The sequence below is a fragment of the Acinetobacter sp. MF4642 genome, from assembly GCF_002018925.1.
GTDB classification, from domain to species: Bacteria; Pseudomonadota; Gammaproteobacteria; order Pseudomonadales; family Moraxellaceae; genus Acinetobacter; species Acinetobacter johnsonii.
In genome coordinates this window covers 54,921-73,797 of sequence record NZ_MVON01000004.1, presented here as the reverse complement: position 1 = coordinate 73,797, position 18,877 = coordinate 54,921, and the positions used below count along the sequence as shown (strand labels likewise).

Annotated in this window: 13 protein-coding genes and 1 tRNA gene; 2 read left to right on the top strand and 12 right to left on the bottom strand. The window is 42.2% G+C overall.

Annotation, left to right across the window (positions count from 1 at the left end; all coding sequences use genetic code 11):
* Nucleotides 1–139 precede the first annotated feature (139 nt).
* The 7 genes from lpdA to sdhC all read right to left on the bottom strand — a co-directional run bounded on the left by lpdA (nucleotide 140) and on the right by sdhC (nucleotide 9,890).
* The gene (gene lpdA / locus MF4642_RS03500) at nucleotides 140–1,573 is read right to left on the bottom strand and encodes a dihydrolipoyl dehydrogenase (protein ID WP_078425314.1); all 1,434 of its coding nucleotides are present in this window, start codon (nucleotides 1,571–1,573) and stop codon (nucleotides 140–142) included.
* A gap of 59 nt (nucleotides 1,574–1,632) precedes the next feature.
* Nucleotides 1,633–2,847, bottom strand: coding sequence for a 2-oxoglutarate dehydrogenase complex dihydrolipoyllysine-residue succinyltransferase (gene odhB / locus MF4642_RS03495; RefSeq protein WP_004982740.1), 1,215 nt, complete (start codon nucleotides 2,845–2,847; stop codon nucleotides 1,633–1,635).
* Nucleotides 2,848–2,863: 16 nt separating this feature from the next.
* A complete protein-coding gene (locus MF4642_RS03490; RefSeq protein ID WP_078425378.1) occupies nucleotides 2,864–5,686 on the bottom strand; it encodes a 2-oxoglutarate dehydrogenase E1 component in 2,823 nt (940 codons plus the stop codon).
* 804 nt (nucleotides 5,687–6,490) lie between these two features.
* Nucleotides 6,491–7,201 (bottom strand): succinate dehydrogenase iron-sulfur subunit, encoded by a 711-nt coding sequence (locus MF4642_RS03485; protein ID WP_004982744.1) that lies wholly within the window; start codon nucleotides 7,199–7,201, stop codon nucleotides 6,491–6,493.
* Nucleotides 7,202–7,215: 14 nt separating this feature from the next.
* Entirely contained in the window at nucleotides 7,216–9,114 is a 1,899-nt protein-coding gene (locus tag MF4642_RS03480; RefSeq protein ID WP_004695556.1) for an FAD-binding protein, read from the bottom strand.
* A 12-nt stretch (nucleotides 9,115–9,126) separates the two neighbouring features.
* Entirely contained in the window at nucleotides 9,127–9,492 is a 366-nt protein-coding gene (gene sdhD / locus MF4642_RS03475; protein ID WP_004695554.1) for a succinate dehydrogenase, hydrophobic membrane anchor protein, read from the bottom strand.
* The gene (sdhC, locus tag MF4642_RS03470; RefSeq protein WP_005400408.1) at nucleotides 9,492–9,890 is read right to left on the bottom strand and encodes a succinate dehydrogenase, cytochrome b556 subunit; all 399 of its coding nucleotides are present in this window, start codon (nucleotides 9,888–9,890) and stop codon (nucleotides 9,492–9,494) included. The genes sdhD and sdhC overlap by 1 nt, the downstream gene beginning before the upstream one ends.
* Nucleotides 9,891–10,916: 1,026 nt before the next feature.
* Here sdhC and gltA point away from each other — a divergent pair.
* The gene (gene gltA / locus MF4642_RS03465; RefSeq protein ID WP_004695551.1) at nucleotides 10,917–12,191 is read left to right on the top strand and encodes a citrate synthase; all 1,275 of its coding nucleotides are present in this window, start codon (nucleotides 10,917–10,919) and stop codon (nucleotides 12,189–12,191) included.
* A gap of 148 nt (nucleotides 12,192–12,339) precedes the next feature.
* Here the strand turns inward: gltA and MF4642_RS03460 are convergent, their stop codons facing one another.
* The 4 genes from MF4642_RS03460 to MF4642_RS03445 all read right to left on the bottom strand — a co-directional run bounded on the left by MF4642_RS03460 (nucleotide 12,340) and on the right by MF4642_RS03445 (nucleotide 16,458).
* Nucleotides 12,340–13,932 (bottom strand): flavin-containing monooxygenase, encoded by a 1,593-nt coding sequence (locus tag MF4642_RS03460; protein ID WP_078425313.1) that lies wholly within the window; start codon nucleotides 13,930–13,932, stop codon nucleotides 12,340–12,342.
* A gap of 18 nt (nucleotides 13,933–13,950) precedes the next feature.
* Nucleotides 13,951–14,796 carry an SDR family NAD(P)-dependent oxidoreductase gene (locus MF4642_RS03455; protein ID WP_078425312.1) on the bottom strand — a complete coding sequence of 282 codons (846 nt, stop codon included), beginning with the start codon at nucleotides 14,794–14,796 and terminating at the stop codon, nucleotides 13,951–13,953.
* A gap of 15 nt (nucleotides 14,797–14,811) precedes the next feature.
* Nucleotides 14,812–15,768 carry a metal-dependent hydrolase gene (locus MF4642_RS03450; protein ID WP_078425311.1) on the bottom strand — a complete coding sequence of 319 codons (957 nt, stop codon included), beginning with the start codon at nucleotides 15,766–15,768 and terminating at the stop codon, nucleotides 14,812–14,814.
* Nucleotides 15,769–15,951: 183 nt separating this feature from the next.
* Nucleotides 15,952–16,458 carry a type IV secretion protein Rhs gene (locus MF4642_RS03445; RefSeq protein ID WP_078425310.1) on the bottom strand — a complete coding sequence of 169 codons (507 nt, stop codon included), beginning with the start codon at nucleotides 16,456–16,458 and terminating at the stop codon, nucleotides 15,952–15,954.
* 203 nt (nucleotides 16,459–16,661) lie between these two features.
* Here MF4642_RS03445 and MF4642_RS03440 point away from each other — a divergent pair, with 203 nt between their 5' ends.
* Nucleotides 16,662–18,287, top strand: coding sequence for an NAD+ synthase (locus MF4642_RS03440; RefSeq protein WP_078425309.1), 1,626 nt, complete (start codon nucleotides 16,662–16,664; stop codon nucleotides 18,285–18,287).
* 117 nt (nucleotides 18,288–18,404) lie between these two features.
* On the opposite strand, the gene MF4642_RS03435 is transcribed toward MF4642_RS03440, so the two are convergent.
* Nucleotides 18,405–18,481, bottom strand: a tRNA-Met gene (locus tag MF4642_RS03435).
* Nucleotides 18,482–18,877 lie beyond the last annotated feature (396 nt).

Sequence of the window (18,877 nt, the reverse complement as noted above, 5' to 3'; positions counted from 1 at the left end):
TTGTTGCACCAAAACTGTTTACTATCACAGTAACCATTTTGGATTTTAAAAACTTCTTGTCTTTATTTTTAGATGATTCTTCATGAGAAGACAACACCTGAAACAAAAAAGAGCGACCGTAGTCGCTCTTTTCGTTGTCTTATTTGCGTTTACGCTGAATTGCGTGAATCGCTCGACCATCCACTGCAAGTGCAGCTTCATGAACCACTTCTGAGAATGTTGGGTGACCAAAAGTCATCAACTGTAGATCTTCAACCGAAGATACAAACTCAAGCGCAATCATACCTTGGTGTACGATATCAGACGCAGCAGGCCCAATCACATGCATACCCAGTAAACGATCTGTTTTTGCATCAGCAACAAACTTCACGAAACCAGCATTTTCACCCGCAGCCATTGCACGGCCGTTTGCAGCAAAACCGAATTGACCCGTTTTCACTTCGTGGCCTTTCTCGATCGCTTGCTGTTCTGTTAAACCGACCCACGCCGCTTCTGGGTGTGTGTAAATCACAGAAATGATCGTATCATAGTTCACTTGAGCTGCATGACCGTGAATACGTTCAACAGCCATTACGCCTTCTTCCATTGCTTTATGTGCAAGCATTGGACCACGTACTAAGTCACCAATTGCATATACACCGTCAACAGACGTCGCACACCAATCATTCACTTCAACTAAACCACGTTCAGTTAATTTGATACCACAATCATCAGCCAATAGACCTTCAGCGTATGCACGACGACCTACACAAACGATCAACTTATCAAACGCTTGAGTTTTTTCTTCGCCACCTTGAGTATATTTAACAGTGACTTCAGAACCATTAACTTCTGTGCCAGCAACTTTAGCGCCAACACGGATATCTAGACCTTGCTTAGTTAAAAGTTTTTGGTAGTCTTTCGCCAATGCTTTATCAGCCATTGGTAAAAATGCGTCCATTGCTTCAAATACAACAACTTCAGCACCTAGACGACGCCATACTGAACCAAGCTCTAGACCGATTACGCCCGCACCAATGACACCTAAACGCTTAGGTACTTCTTGGAATTCTAGTGCGCCAGTTGAGTCAACAATGATGTTCTGATCAACTGGTGCTGATGGAATGTTAATTGGCACAGAACCCGTTGCAAGAATCACATATTTAGGCTCTAAAACTTGAGTTTCACCTTCGTGAGATACAAATTCTACTTTTTTACCTGCAAGTAATTTACCTGTACCTTTTAACCACTCGATACCGTTACCTTTTAGAAGGCCATCAATACCCATGGTAAGTTGGTCAACAATTTTGTCTTTACGCGCAAGGAGTTTAGGCAAATCAAAGTTCACTTCACCTGTTGTAATACCGTGATCAGCTAAGTGATGCACTGTATCTTCATAGCGGTGAGAAGAATCCAGCAATGCTTTAGACGGAATACAACCCACGTTTAAGCACGTCCCACCTAAAGATGGTTTGCCTTTGTGTATACGTTTTTCAATACAAGCAACTTTAAAACCAAGTTGCGCTGCACGAATTGCTGCTTCGTAACCACCTGGGCCACCGCCAATTACAACAAGATCAAATTGTTGAGACATTTTTATCTCCAAAAATGGGCTTAGAGGATCGCTCTAAGCCCATGTTTTATTCTTTAGAATTAAAGGTCAAGGATCAATTTAGCTGGTTCTTCTAACAATTCTTTGATTGTTACAAGGAAACCAACTGCTTCTTTACCATCGATTAGACGGTGGTCATAAGAAAGCGCTAAATACATCATCGGTAAGATTTCTACTTGACCGTTTACAGCCATAGGGCGCTCTTGGATTTTATGCATACCCAAAATCGCAGTTTGTGGTGTATTCAAGATCGGAGTCGACAACAATGAACCGAAAGTACCACCGTTGGTGATTGTGAACGTACCGCCAGTCATGTCTTCGATGCCTAATTTGCCATCACGTGCTTTGTAAGCAAAGTCACGGATACCATTTTCAACTTCAGCATAGTTCATGCGGTCTGTATCACGAAGCACAGGTACAACTAGACCACGCTCAGAAGATACTGCTACACCGATGTCATAGTAACCGTGGTAAACAATGTCATCACCGTCAATTGAAGCATTAACTGCTGGGTAGCGTTTAAGCGCCTCAGTTGCCGCTTTAACAAAGAATGACATAAAACCAAGACGCGCACCATGACGCTTCTCAAATGCGTCTTTGTATTGTGCACGCATTTCCATAATTGGCTTCATGTTCACTTCGTTAAACGTCGTCAACATTGCAGTTTCTTGAGTTGCAGCAAGCAGACGCTCAGCAACACGCTTACGAAGACGTGTCATTGGAACACGCTTCTCAACACGCTCACCCACGGCAACACTTAATGGTGCTGCAGCTGGAGCTGCTGGTTTAGTTTGGTGATTTGTCACATCTTCTTTCGTGATACGACCACCACGGCCTGTACCTGCAACATCAGCAGCTGGAATGCCAGACTCAGTCAATGCTTTACGCACAGCAGGCGCTTGATCAGCAACTTGAGCACGTTCAACGACTGGTGCAGCACCCGCTTCAGTTTGAGTAACTGCTTGTTCTACTTTCGCTTCAGACTGAACTGCTTCAGTTTGCGCAGCGCCAGATACAGCACCTTCTTCAAACTGTGCAATCACTTCATTTGAAAGAACAGTGTCACCTTCACCTTTAATGATCGATGCAATTGTACCGTCAGCAGGAGCAACAACTTCTAAAACAACTTTATCTGTTTCAATATCACAGATCACTTCATCACGTGATACTGCTTCACCTGGTTGTTTGTGCCAAGTTGCGATTGTTCCATCCGCAACTGACTCAGGGAATACCGGTGCTTTAATTTCGGTTGCCATTACTAAGAATCTCCTGTTATTCAGCTACGATCGCTAAAGCGTCATTTACGAGCTGAGCTTGTTGTTTTGCATGCAAATATGGTGAACCACAAGCCGGTGCAGCAGAAGCTTCACGACCTGCATAACTGATACGTACTGGTTTAGCTGACTTCATTACATCATCATATAGACGAGGAGCAATAAATAACCAAGCTCCTTGGTTCTTCGGCTCTTCTTGCGTCCAAACGATGTCTTTCACATTTGGATATTGAGCAAGAACTTCAGCAATACGCTGTTCAGGGTATGGATACAATTGTTCAATACGAACGATTGCAGTGTTATTCAACTCTTGCTCACGACGTTTCTCAAGCAAGTCGTAGTAAACCTTACCACCACAAAGCACTAAACGTGTCACGTCTGCTTTGTTGATGTTATCGATTTCATCAATCACAGTTTGGAATGTACCATTTGCAAGTTCACTTAAAGTAGACGTTGCAAGTTTGTGACGAAGTAAAGACTTCGGTGACATGATGATCATTGGCTTACGAATTGGGCGAATCGCTTGACGACGTAAAGCATGGAAAATCTGTGCAGGCGTAGTTGGCGTCATTACTTGCATGTTGTCTTCAGCACATAGCTGTAAGAAACGCTCTAAACGTGCAGATGAGTGCTCTGGACCTTGACCTTCAAAACCGTGAGGAAGAAGTAAGGTTAAACCACACACACGCTCCCACTTGGTTTCACCTGATGCGATGAACTGATCGATCACCACCTGCGCACAGTTGGCGAAGTCACCAAATTGTGCTTCCCAAATCACCAAGCTCTTAGGCAGAGTCGTTGCATAACCATACTCAAAACCTAACACCGCCATTTCAGACAATAATGAGTCATAAATAGCAGTACGTGGTTGATTTTCTTTGATATGGCAAAGCGGAATATAGGTTGAACCATCCACTTGGTTATGCAGTTTTGCATGACGGTGTGAGAAGGTACCACGACCAACGTCTTCACCGGTCAAACGAACCAAATAGCCATCATCTAAAATAGATGCATAAGCCAAAGTTTCCGCAGCACCCCAGTTCAATGGCATTTCGCCAGTTTGCATTTTTAAGCGATCATCAATCACTTTTGCAACTTGACGCTGCATAACGAAGCCTTCAGGAAGCTCGCGCATTTTGCGACCAAGTTCTTTTAGGCGATCTTCAGAACATGTGGTATCCCATACATCTGTATAGTCATGCCCTAAGTACGGCGCCCAATCTACAAACATTTTTGTATTTGGTTCAAGTACCAGTGCATTGGCAACGTGCTTACCTGCTTCTAGATCCGAACGGTAGTCTTCAACCATTTGATCCGCTTTAGCACGGTCTAAAACGCTTTCTTGAACCAATTGGTCTGCATACAGCGCACGCGTTGTAGTTTTTTTGTTGATGACTTGATACATCATTGGCTGAGTTGCAGCTGGCTCGTCCGCTTCGTTGTGACCACGACGACGGTAACAGAACATGTCAATGACAACGTCTTTACGGAAAGTATGACGGAAGTCATGTGCCAATTGCGCAACAAACAATACTGATTCAGGATCATCACCGTTCACATGGAAAATCGGCGCTTGGATCATTTTCGCGATGTCCGTACAGTATTCTGTAGAACGCGCATCACGTGGATCAGAGGTTGTGAAACCAACTTGGTTATTCACCACAATATGAACCGTACCACCCACAGTATAGCCACGTGTTTGTGACATTTGGAAGGTTTCTTGGTTAACACCTTGACCTGCAAATGCAGCATCACCGTGAACAATTACTGGCAATACGTCATCACCACCAATGTCTTTACGACGTACTTGACGTGCACGTACTGAACCTTCAACCACAGGGCCGACGATTTCTAAGTGTGATGGGTTAAACGCCAATGCCAAGTGAACTTCGCCACCTTGAGTCATTACGTTTGAAGAGAAACCTTGGTGGTACTTAACGTCACCAGAACCTTTTTTATGTAAGCTCTTACCTTCGAACTCACCAAATAGGTCTGCTGGGTTTTTACCCATGATGTTTACAAGAAGGTTCAAACGACCACGGTGTGGCATACCAATGACCACTTCTTTACAACCTACAGAACCTGCACGCTGAATTAAAGCATCAACCATTGGAATGAAAGATTCACCACCTTCCACGCCGAAACGTTTTGCACCAACGTATTTATTACCTAGGAATTTTTCTAGGCCTTCAGCCGCAGTCAAACGCTCTAATACGTGTTTTTTCTGTTCTGCAGTGAAGTTGAATTGACCACGTGCACCTTCAAGGCGTTGTTGAATCCAACGTTTTTCTTTGGTATCAACAATGTGCATGTATTCTGCACCAATTGAAGCACAGTACGTTGCTTCCATGGCTTGAACCATTTCACCTAGAGTTGCTTCATCTTTACCAATCAAAAGATTACCTGTATTGAATACAGTGTCGAAATCAGATTGGGTTAAGCCATGTGCAGCAAGGTCAAGATCCGGCACGATTTCACGTTTTGCCAAACCTAAAGGATCAAGCTTCGCTTTTTGGTGACCGCGGTTACGGTACGCTGCGATCAGTTGTAGTACGCCAATTTGACGACGCTCATGTTCTGTACTAACAGAACTCTGTACCACTGCTTGAACACGACTTGAATTACGACCTAGTAATAAGAATTGCTCACGTACATTGCTGTGTGGTTGATCACCTTTCGGGTATTTATCGAAGTATGCACGCCAGTCAGCTTCTACTGAGTCTGGTGCAGCCAAGTACTGCTCATAAAGTTCTTCAATATACGCTGCACTATCAGCGGAAAGTTCAGTGTCAAGACGCAATGCGTCAGCAACTTCTTGCATTTGTGGACCCATTTCCTATTGCAAAAACATTTCAGGATGCTTTTTAAGCGAACCCATGATTAGTAATGTCAAATTGGTAACATGACATTAGTCCCCATAAGGCGGATGCCATGAGGCGTTATCACTACATTAGAATTACCCAATGTGACAATGAATCATAACGCCCTCAGCGGCATCATCACTCATTCATACCCGGCCAAAACCGAGCAATTTTTTGCAAATCGACTTAGAAAAAATAAGGCGATGCATTATTTTTTCTAAAGCGACTAACCCTTCATTTATACTCGCTCTAATGCGGCTTAAATGTTGAATTAATGTACATATTTAGCGCGCATTTTTTAAATATAAACGTGCAAAAATTTTAACATACTCCCCATATTTCAATTGATTTTTTTGACACATACCTTTCATAAATTGGCGAAATACACATATCAAAATTTCATCTAATATATGGTGCTTTAAATAAAACCGAGTTTCAACGTAGACCAAAGTCTACTCCAAAAAACACATACGAAAAGAGAGCATCATCTTTCAATATGCCCTCCCCATCAACAACATCCATATTAACATCTTCATAACTTTTTTTGCAGACTCATACTTGCACTTATTTATGACATTTGTTTTAAATCGCCGCGCTTTTCACCAATCTGGTGCAATTTCCACAAAAGTCACCTATCACAAACAAAAATAGTGCCAAGCTCACGCTTTCACTCAACTTTATTTTTTATAACAAAAATCTAACTATAAAATAAAAAAGCACACCCCAAAGGTGTGCTTTTTCTAACTGATAAATCAGCCTACAGATTAACCCGCAGCATCTAAAAGCATATTACGGATGTGACCGATTGCTTTAGTTGGGTTCAAACCTTTAGGACACACTGATACACAGTTCATAATACCTTTACAACGGAATAGCGAGAATGGGTCGTCTAGACGAGCCAAACGCTCTTGAGTTGCTGTATCACGAGAGTCGATGATAAAACGGTATGCATTCAACAACGCTGAAGGACCCAAGAACTTGTCTGGGTTCCACCAGAATGATGGGCATGAAGTTGAACAACATGCACAAAGAATACATTCATATAAACCATCTAAGTGCTCACGCTCTTCAGGAGACTGTAAACGCTCTTTTGGTGGCGCAGGTTGGTTGTTGATCAAGAATGGATGAATTTTGTTGTACTGATCGTAGAACTGATTCATATCCACAACTAAATCTTTAACCACTGGCAAACCAGGTAAAGGACGAACTGTAATCACTTCTGGTAAGTCGTTTAGGTTCCAAAGACACGCTAAACCATTTTTACCATTGATGTTTACACCATCCGAACCACAAATACCTTCACGGCATGAGCGACGGAATGTTAATGATTCATCCTGTACTTTCAATGCAAGAAGCGCATCAAGCAACATACGGTGCTTATCAGTCAATTCTAACTTGAAAGTTTGCATGTACGGCGCTGCATCCTTATCAGGATCGTAGCGGTAGATATTAAATGTACGAGTACCTCTACTCATCTTACTTCTCCTAATTAGAATGTACGTGGTTTAGGTGGAATTGCAGCAACTGACAATGGCTTGTAACGCACTGGCTTGTACTCAAGACGGTTATCGCTAGAGAACCATAATGTGTGCTTCATCCACTCATCATCACGACGACCATATGGGTAAGCTGGGTGATCAGGCGACTCTTCAAAGTCTACAACCGTATGCGCACCACGGCACTCTTTACGAGCTGCTGCTGAAATCAATGTCGCTTTAGCCACTTCATACAAGTTTTCAACTTCTAAAGCTTCTACACGCGCTGTGTTAAATACTTTAGATTTGTCTTTCAAGTGAATGTTACGTACACGTGGTTCAATCGCAAGAATCTGCTTCACACCTTCTTCAAGAAGTGCAGTTGTACGGAATACACCAGCATGGTCTTGAACGATGTCACGGATTGCATCTGCAACTTCTTGCGCATTTTCACCTGTAGATGAGTCATCTAACTTACGGATACGTGCAACAGTTTGCTCAAGTACAGTCGTAGGAAGTGGTTGGTATTCATCACCGTGATGTTTAGTCACGTAGTCGATGATGTGCTCACCCGCAGCTTTACCAAATACAACCAAGTCAAGTAATGAGTTCGTACCTAAACGGTTTGCACCATGTACAGACACGCAAGAACATTCACCAATTGCATAGAAGCCTTTAACAGGTTTCGTAAAGTTACGATCGCCCGCATTAGTCGAATAGATATCGCTATCTTTGTCATAATGTGCTGCAAATGCTTCAGTTTCAGAACCTTCAGGCACAACCACTTGACCGTGGATATTCGTTGGAATACCACCCATTTGGTAGTGAATTGTTGGTACAACTGGAATTGGCTCTTTGGTGATGTCAACGTTCGCGAATTTCTTACCAATCTCAAATACAGATGGAAGACGCTTCATGATCGTTTCAGCACCTAAGTGCGTCATATCAAGCAAGATGTAATCTTTCTTCGGACCACAACCACGACCTTCTTTAATTTCTTGGTCCATAGAACGTGATACGAAGTCACGTGGCGCCAAGTCTTTTAAAGTTGGTGCATAGCGTTCCATGAACGGCTCACCTGCATCGTTACGAAGGATTGCACCTTCACCACGACAACCTTCAGTTAACAATACACCTGCGCCAGCAACACCCGTTGGGTGGAACTGCCAGAATTCCATATCTTGCAATGGGATACCTGCACGCGCAGCCATACCAAGGCCGTCACCAGTGTTGATATAAGCATTGGTTGATGCACGGTAAACACGACCCGCACCGCCTGTAGCAAACAATGTCGCTTTGGCTTGGAATACTGCAATTTTACCCGTTTCTTGGTCAATTGCTGTTACACCAAGAACATCACCTGCTTCGTTACGAATCAGGTCAAGCGCGATCCATTCAACAAAGAATTGCGTACCCATTTTCACGTTGCTTTGATAAAGCGTGTGAAGAAGTGCGTGACCTGTACGGTCAGCAGCAGCACATGCACGTGGAACTGCTTTTTCACCGTAGTTTGCAGAGTGACCACCGAATGGACGTTGGTAAATCGTACCGTCTGCGTTACGGTCAAATGGCATACCCAAGTGTTCTAACTCATAAACCACTTGTGGCGCTTCACGCGTCATAAATTCGATCGCGTCTTGGTCGCCTAACCAGTCAGAACCTTTAACAGTGTCGTAGAAGTGGTAGTGCCAATTATCTTCTTGCATGTTACCAAGAGATGCACCAATACCACCCTGCGCTGCAACTGTGTGCGAACGAGTTGGGAATACTTTAGTTAAAACAGCAACTTTCAAACCAGCTTGAGCAAGTTGGTAAGACGCGCGCATACCTGAACCACCACCACCAACGATGACAGCATCGAAAGTTTCGTGTGGAATATTTGTGTAATCTTCTTTAGGGGTTATAGCGCCCATGATCTATTCCTATCAATTCGCCCAAAAAATCTGGATTGCCCAGATCGCATATGCAAATACAGCAATAATTACTGCTGAAGTCAGTACAAGGCGTAAACCTGAAGCTGAAGGACCCATTTGACGAGTAGTCACATAATCCGTGAATACCTGCCACATACCAATCCAAGCATGTGCGACAAGAGATAAGACGGCCAATAAAGATAAAATCTTCATTGGAGCTGTCATCATAAAGCCGTACCACTGTTCATAGCTAAAACCGCCATTGCATAGGATCCAACCTAAAACAACAACTGTATAAACCGCTAATACGACAGCACTTACACGTTGGATAAACCAATCGCGAGAACCTGAACCCGTTAAACCAGTAGCACTTTTCATTAGATAACAATCCATACAAATGCCGCAACGATACCGATTGCAGACAAGATCAATGAAATAGTAGCTGCGATACGACCACTTTGCAGTTCTTCAGCAATACCGATATCTGCAAGTAAGTGCTTAACACCCGCAATAAAGTGGAAAATTAAGCCGGCTACAAATACCCATACGACAAAACGCACAATGAAGCTATTAAAAATAGCCTGAACTTGAGCAAATCCTTCAGGCGAAGACAATGACTTGTCTAAGATCCATAGAAGTACCGGTACGAGTAAAAATACGATGACACCTGATAGACGGTGTAAGATTGATGCAATAGCCACAGGGGATTTTAAGTTTACTTCTAAAACTTGACCCATGGACAAATTGACAGGTCTGTTGCTTTTCACAGCGGGCATCCTGTAAGTAAAAACTCCATCCGGAGTTTGTTGGAATTAATTCGAAGGAAAGCTGGCATTGTTCAGCAGCTACTTTAAAACTCTAAATTAAATAGCGTTTGAACTTAAAACGACACTGAATTATAAGACGTGAACTATCAAAATACAAACAATGCCCTTGGCCTTTTTGCATAAAAATTCTTTAAATAAGAATCATTAACACATAGATAAATACCTTACGCTACAATACTTTAGCTTCAAATCTCAGCTATATGGTTGGTTTTTATAAAATAAACACCAAATTCAAGCGCTAAAATTTATACAAAAACGGGAAAATTCGACTTTAGACTAATGATGCACAAAAAATTCTTGTTTTAAAAACTGGGGAATTTCACTGCTTTATTTTAATCATTTTTTATTTATATATAAAATGTTCATTATTTTATTTTAATATAGTGGCATAAATATGCATGATGTTGGTGCAACAGATTAATCCCCTACAAGATTGAAATATCTCGTAATAAATTTTAATTAAAACAATTTTTCACATCCGTATAAATAAAAAAAGTGACTGATATACCGTTTTCGAAATACCAAATAAGCTATTTTTTATACAATTAAATCATTTTTTTTGAGTCACTTATTGTTTTTAACAATGACTACGAAATCAGCATTTTCTTTTTAAAATGATGCGTAAGTTACGAGAATCATAATAAATGTAAATATATGACGACTTGAATTCTTTTTCTTTTCAAGCGCTTTTTTCAATATAAAACTGCTTACAATTGCGCCAGCAACATTTTTTATTTATGCACTTGCTCGTTGAATTAACTTATTATAGTGTGTCGGTGCTGTGATTTTATGCAAATTTTAATGGATTAAATCTTAACTATAACTTCGGAAGTCATCATTTTATCCATAAGTATAATTGACAAAATTTCAGCACTCTCTACTCTTAGAGCAAATTTTTAATCCGTCTGATTCGTGCATTAAAAGATGAGTATTTCGAGTCAGATAAATCATTCACCAGGACAGGAGATCTATTGAATGTCTGAAGCAACTGGCAAAAAAGCCGTTTTACAGCTTGATGGCAAAGAAATTGAATTACCAATTTACAGCGGCACATTGGGCCCAGATGTAATCGACGTTAAGGATGTATTGGCCGCAGGTCACTTCACTTTTGATCCTGGTTTTATGGCTACTGCTGCATGCGAGTCTAAAATCACTTTCATCGACGGTAACAAAGGTGTGCTTTTACACCGTGGCTACCCAATCGACCAGTTAGCAACTAAAGCTGACTACTTAGAAACTTGCTACTTACTTCTCAATGGCGAGCTTCCAACAGCTGAACAAAAAGAAGTATTTGATGCTAAAGTTCGTAACCACACTATGGTTCACGATCAAGTTAGCCGCTTCTTCAATGGTTTCCGTCGCGATGCTCACCCTATGGCGATCATGGTTGGTGTAGTTGGTGCACTTTCTGCGTTCTATCACAACAACTTAGACATCGAAAATGTTGATCACCGTGAAATTACAGCGATCCGCTTAATTGCTAAAGTACCTACTTTGGCTGCATGGAGCTACAAGTACACTGTAGGTCAACCATTTGTTTACCCACGTAACGACTTAAGCTACGCTGAAAACTTCTTGTACATGATGTTTGCTACGCCAGCAGACCGTGATTACAAAGTAGATCCTATCCTTGCTAAAGCAATGGACCGTATCTTCACGCTCCACGCTGACCATGAACAAAATGCTTCTACGTCTACAGTACGTTTAGCTGGTTCTACTGGTGCGAACCCATATGCATGTATCGCTGCAGGTATCTCTGCACTTTGGGGCCCTGCTCACGGCGGCGCGAACGAAGCTGTTCTTAAGATGCTTGATGAAATCGGCACTGTAGAGAACGTTGCTGACTTCATGGAAAAAGTGAAAACTAAAGAAGTTAAACTCATGGGCTTCGGTCACCGTGTGTACAAAAACTTCGATCCACGTGCGAAAGTAATGAAAGAAACTTGCGACGAAGTTCTTGGTGCGCTTGGCATCAACGATCCACAGCTTGCTCTTGCTATGGAACTTGAACGTATCGCGCTTTCTGATGAATACTTCATCAAACGTAACTTATACCCGAACGTAGACTTCTACTCAGGTATCATCCTTAAAGCGATTGGTATCCCGACAGAAATGTTTACAGTGATCTTCGCGCTTGCACGTACTGTTGGTTGGATCAGCCACTGGTTAGAAATGCACAGCGGTCCATACAAGATCGGTCGTCCTCGTCAGCTTTACACTGGCGAAGTTCAACGCGACATCAACCGTTAATTCGGTCTGCGTTGATAGACAAAAAACCACCCGCATGGGTGGTTTTTTTATATATTGAACTCTAAACCTACCATTCATGAATCACACCCTTAAAGTATTAAAAGGCCTGAACAGACTCAGGCTTTTTTTAATACTTAATGTGGCTACTTTAAGCTTCAACAACATCGTAGTGTTTTAGCTCAAGCGCAGATAAACGTTGCTTTAACTCAGCCAAGGACCACGGCCAAGCCGCGAAGTTACGGCCATTTTGATCTAAATAATAGCTTGAGCAACCACCTCGGTTAAATACGGTGGTTTTCAAATGGGTTTGTACCTTGGCATTGTGATAACGCAGAACATCTCGTTTCACCACCATACGTTTAAAGCCTTGCTGCTTCATTTTTAGTAGACCATCTACAATGTACTGAATCTGAGCTTCAGCAATGCCAATAAAAGAGTCATAGACCAAGATATTTGGGCCCAATACCAAAAATGCATTCGGCACATTTTCCAAACTTGTACCCAAGTACGCTTCTGGCGAACTATCCTTCCAAAGGTCGGCCAATCGCTCACCTTGAGCATTCCATACACGTTGGCCAATTGGAGGATGTGCCACTTCAAAACCAGTTCCCCAGATAATTACATCGACCTCAAATCGCTCCCCATTTGCCGCAATGACACTCTGCCCATCAATCTCGACCAAACCTTGGGGTAACAGCGTGACATTGTCTTGTTGCAGTGCAGGATAATAATTATTGGCAAATAAAAGTCGCTTACAGCCGATCGAAAAGTTAGGCGTTACGGCTTTACGTAAGGAGTCATCCTGTATTTGCAATTTTAATAATTGACGGCTTAAAACATTGACTGGCTCAAGCAGTGACGGATGACGAAGCCCAAAGTTGATCCCATTTAAAATACTGGAAACACTCTTCCTCCAGCCGTGCTGAATCATCGGGAATTTGGCCACCAGTGACTTCACGCTAGCATTCAGCTGCATATCCGCTTTGGGCAAAACCCACGACGCAGTACGCTGAAATACGATCAACTCTTTCACCAACGGCTGAATTTGTGGAATAAACTGAATGGCAGATGCGCCAGTTCCAATGACTGCAACCCGCTTTCCCGTTAAGTCATAATCATGTTTCCAACGGGCTGAATGGAACATTTCTCCTTTAAACCCCTCTATCCCTTTAATCTTAGGTAAAGATGGTTCTGTAATCGGCCCTGTGCTAAAGATCACGGTTCGTGCTTGATATGTCCCTTGAGAAGTTTCAAGTTGCCAAATATTCGCCTCTTCATTCAACTTGGCACTGAGCAACTCATGCTGAAAACAGATTTTGTCTTGCAATTCAAACTGCTCAACTACCCGTTCTAAGTAACTTAAAATTTCAGGTTGTTTCGCAAATAAATGGCTCCATTGATGACTAGGTGCAAAGGAAAATGAATACAATGCCGAAGGTACATCACAGCCACAGCCGGGGTAATTATTATCACGCCACGTACCACCAACTCTCTCTGCCTTTTCTAAAACCAGATAGTCCTGATAGCCGACTTGTTTCATTTTATAAGCCGCAGCAATGCCCGAAATCCCAGCCCCTACAACAATGGTATCGTAAGTATGTACAGCTTTAGGACGAAGCACAGCCTTTTTACGGGTCTGCTTAGGTTGAGCTTCCGTACTTTTTGACGTGGTAGTTTGATCTCGCATTTGATCAGACGGCGCTTGCACATCTGCTTGCTCTATCTCTAATTGCGTTTCCATATTCATTTTTCTCTATTCTTATTTTGTGATTTGATTAAACAGTGGGTAACCCAAACCTAAAAGTTTGACGTATAAGCTTGGCGATGCACGCTTCATCCACCAGAACAATTTGGCATCGGGTTGTGGAATGGTATAAAGCTTGCCCGCATCTAAGCGATTTAATGTTTTTTTGACTACAGCATCACTGGTGGTAAACGCATGGTTCATCAGCAGTTTGTCAGCCAGTCCAGAATAGCGACTTGGCAAACGCCCATTCTTCATAATATTGGTCGGCACCAAGGTTGGGCACAGCACATTGACTGCAATGTTATAAGCCTGAAGCTCTGAAGCTAAGGTTTCTGATAGTGCCAAAACACTAGACTTGGTCACGTTATACGCTGTCATCTCAGGGGCTGCGGTATAGCCCGCTGCCGATGCCACATTGATAATGGCACCAAAACCTTGCTGTTTAAATTTGGGTACAAAGTAGTGGCAACCATGAATTACCCCCCACAGGTTGACATGCATACACCACTGCCAATCCTCCAGCGACACCTCATCAAACTTACCACCTAGCCCAACTCCCGCATTATTGATGAGCAAAGTAACAGGATGTCCCAAAAGCTGTTCCGCTTGCTCCACCAAAGCGTGTACAGATTCTTTTAATCCAACATCACAATGCACCGCATAGGCTGACGTAGATGTCATCGACTGAATTAAATCTACCGTCTCCTGTGCCGAGCTTAAGTCAATATCTGCACAGATGACATCACCACCGCGTTTTGCCAGTTCCAATGCAAAGCTACGACCAATTCCACTACCTGCACCCGTTACAACTGCATAGGCCTTTTGACTTGGTTTATTTTTTTTACTCAACAGTCCCATGTCATAACCTCCTCTTTATGATTTAAGTACTGGAGTAAATTCTTTGGTGAAATAGGGGGTTAATATTCCTGTTTCAGGATGTAGTAAGCGCTCTTTGTAATAATCTAAAAATGCAGAGGTGTCATAGTCATTCGGGTGAAAGCTCGGACGTAAATAGTCAAAAATATGCATCCAACTACTGCCATAAACACCACGTTTCAGCCCAAACAAGAGACTGAAACTCCGCGGCACATCCTTCCAATAGCTGAGACTCACCAAATTAGACGGTTTGCGATAAAACGGAACAAAAACTGACGCCACAGAGATCAGCAGTAAAATAGTGATAAGGGCTGGGAAAAAACCCGCAATACGTAAGGCATAGTTATTGGAAAGTGATTGAAACACATCATACGCAATGTCTTTGTGCTCAGATTCCTCTAGCATGTGCCACATCCAAATCGCCCGTTGCTTTTCGTCTTGAGAATCGAAAAAAATATCTTCATGGTTCATCATGTATTCAGACAGCACTGCGGTAAAATGTTCAATGCCTGCCATTAAAGACAATTTCATCGGCTGTGGTAAACGGTTAAAACCGTAGTCAAAAACGATTTCGGCTAAATAACGAAAAATGCCAACGGGTAAATCAACCTGTTTAAAAGTATCGTTCAATTCTTCATGTAGCTTTGAATGCAGTGCCTCCTGTCCAATTAAAGACGTCACACGTTGTTTTAATACAGGGTCTGTGAGGAAATCGCGGTGATAACGGGCGGTATCAATCACCAAGTCTTCACCATAGGTCAGAAAGATCGAGAGAGATGCAAAGTAAGCACTGGCTAGCTCCGCATTTAAGTAAAATTTGGGATCAATTTTCTCAGCTTCAAAGTCAAATTTCCTATGCCGAATTGGAATAATCGCAGACTGTTTTTCAGCATCGAATACGGGTCCTGCAAAAATTTGGCTGGCTTTGCCTTTCAATGGAAGAGCGATACGCATAGGACATTCCTTCTTATTTTTAGCTCATTTTTTAGGCTCAATCTCACGATTTTTACCTGTGCTTTGCATTCAAAATAAGAGTCCGCTTCCCCTATGCCACTGGCATTTTTCTTCAAATGATTTGCAATTTATGACTTTAAAATCTGTTGTCTAACAATCACTCCACAGATTTATCTATCGGGGTCAGAACGAGGCTTTGTGTGCCACAAAGGGAATACACTGTTCATAGGCTGAGCATTCTTCGCCATAGTGTTTTTTGAGAAAATAGTCTTGCACCATTTGCGCCTGCTGTTCAATGCCATAGCTTAAAAACTGCTTGCCTTGTTTTAATGCATAACGATATTGACGGTTAAAAAGTGCCTTACGGACTACAGCGAGTCCCTGCTGAATTTGCCAAACATGCGTTAATTCATGAATCAACCAAGCTTGTTGATGAATCGGTTGGTCGGCAAAGTTTTCGCACCAGTCTTTGATATTAAAATAGACATGTCCATTGGGGCTAATCGCATAATGAGGCAGCACTGCCCGATGCGCGATAATTCGAACCGAATCCATGTTCAGACTGTTCCCAAAAATACTGCTGGCAAACTTTTTCTCCCCTTCAGTCAAGGGCCTGTTTTTAAGTTCAAACTTTTGCTGTATTTTTTGTAAAAGCGGTTGAAACCACACAATCACACTCCATAAAGACATTAGAACAATTTGTTCTTTTTAAGGACATTTACGGATTTTTTTTAGAATATCCCTTAAAAAAAATCGCATTTCGTATATAGTATTCGCACTTATTATTGATTAATACTTCTATTTGTTTATCGTCACTTACACCACGTAGAACTTATAGCTATAACAAACTCAATCGTCGTGTATATCCCTATAGGTATAGGATTTAGTTGGAAATGAAAAGTTTTAAAATTGCACTTGCACAGTTCTCTCCGCACATTGGCAACCTTGAAGCAAATGCCCAAAAAATGTTGGAGCAGGCCAATGAAGCAAAAAAACAAAATGCTGATTTAATTATTTTTCCAGAACTTTCGAGCATTGGTTACCCAGCAGAAGATTTACTTCTACGTCCAAGCCTAACCAAACGCACGCAACAAGTTTTTGAACAACTTAAAACAGTAAAAGACATTGTGATGGTCTTTGGTTTTGTCAACCAAACCGAAGATGGTCAACGCTACAACGCCGCTGCGGTCATGAAAGATGGACAAGTTTTGGGTGTGTATAACAAACAAAACTTGCCAAACTATAGCGTATTTGATGAAAAGCGCTACTTCACCGAAGGGCATCAACACCTTGTTTTTGAATATCTGGGTCATAAGTTTGGTGTGTTGATTTGTGAAGATGTTTGGTCACTTTCAACCGTACAACAACTGGCACAGCTCAATGTAGAAACGGCTTTGGTCTTAAATGCTTCACCATATGAAGTCGGTAAGCCGCAGCACCGTGTTGAAACCATGTCTGCATTGGCGAAACAAATGAACCTCAACTTGGTTTATGCCAACCAAGTCGGCGGTCAAGACGACCTGATCTTTGATGGTACAAGCTTCGTGATTGCCAAAAATGGCTCGGTTGTACTTCAAGCAGAAAGCTTTAAAGAGTCTCTGTATTTCGCTGAATACGAAGCAGAACAACAAGCCTTTAAGGCCAATGCGCTGCCGCCTGCTTTAGACACTATGGCAGAGATTTATCAAAGCTTAGTGATGGCGACTCGCGACTATGTACAGCGCTCAGGTTTCCCTGGGGTGATTTTGGGTTTATCAGGCGGGATCGACTCAGCTCTAACTCTTGCCATTGCAGCTGATGCGATTGGCGCCGACAAAGTCCAAGCCGTAATGATGCCATATACCTATACCGCTCAAATCAGTGTAGAAGATGCTGCTGAACAAGCGAAGAGTATGGGGGTGACTTTTGGGATTGCTGAAATCAACCCGATTGTAAACAGCTTTATGCAAACGCTTTATCCCTTTTTTGGCAACAGCCCTGCGGATGCAACTGAAGAAAACTTACAAGCGCGTGCCCGCGGTACACTGCTAATGGGTTTATCCAACAAATTTGGTAATTTAGTCCTGTCTACAGGCAATAAATCAGAATTGGCTGTGGGCTATTGCACGCTCTATGGTGACATGGTGGGTGGTTTTGCGGTACTGAAAGATGTGTATAAAACCATTGTGTTTGAACTTGCGAAATACCGTAACAGCATTTCAGATAAGCCCGTGATTCCTGAGCGTGTAATTACTCGTCCACCTTCAGCAGAGCTACGTCCAGATCAAAAGGACCAAGACTCTTTACCGCCATATGATGTACTGGATGCCATTTTGTATGCCTATATCGAAGAAGATATGAGCCAAGATGACATCATTGCCAAAGGCTTTGATGCTGAAGTGGTTGCAAAAGTGATTCGTTTGGTCGATTTCAATGAATACAAACGTCGCCAAGGCGCAATTGGTCCGCGTATCAGCTCACGTGCATTTAGCCGTGAACGTCGCTACCCGATCATGAATGGCTGGAAAGCAGGCATATAAGCAGCAGTTCCAATAAAAAAGCCCAAACATCTGTTTGGGCTTTTTTATCTCGACATATTCAAATCTATGTTTTACGCACAAAAAAAGAGACCAAGCTGAGAGCTTGGTCTTTTAAAATGGTGGCTATGACGAGACTTGAACTTGTGACCCCCGCATTATGAGTGCGGTGCTCTAACCAACTGAGCTACATAGCCGTAAACTGTGGGGGCATTATCTATACATATTAAACACCCGTCAAGCCCCACCTCACCCCAATGATCAGCATTTAAACAATTGATAATTAAATGTTTAAAATTAATACATATTTAGTAAAAAAACATAGGGCACAATAGCTAAATATATAAAGAAAATTATCCTTACTCAGATCAAATCCTTGCTTATTGCTACACTCATAACAGCACTAAATGCATGCCAGCTCGTGAGTCCAGCCTTGGTCAATTATAATCACGCTCACATGGATGTTGCCAAATGAATCACCAATCAACACTTATAGAACATGCAACAAAAAACGATGCATGGCATAGCTCAGCAAGGCCCAACAACGCTTATATCATGTTCAAAAAGATCACCATATAAGCAACTTGAAATTG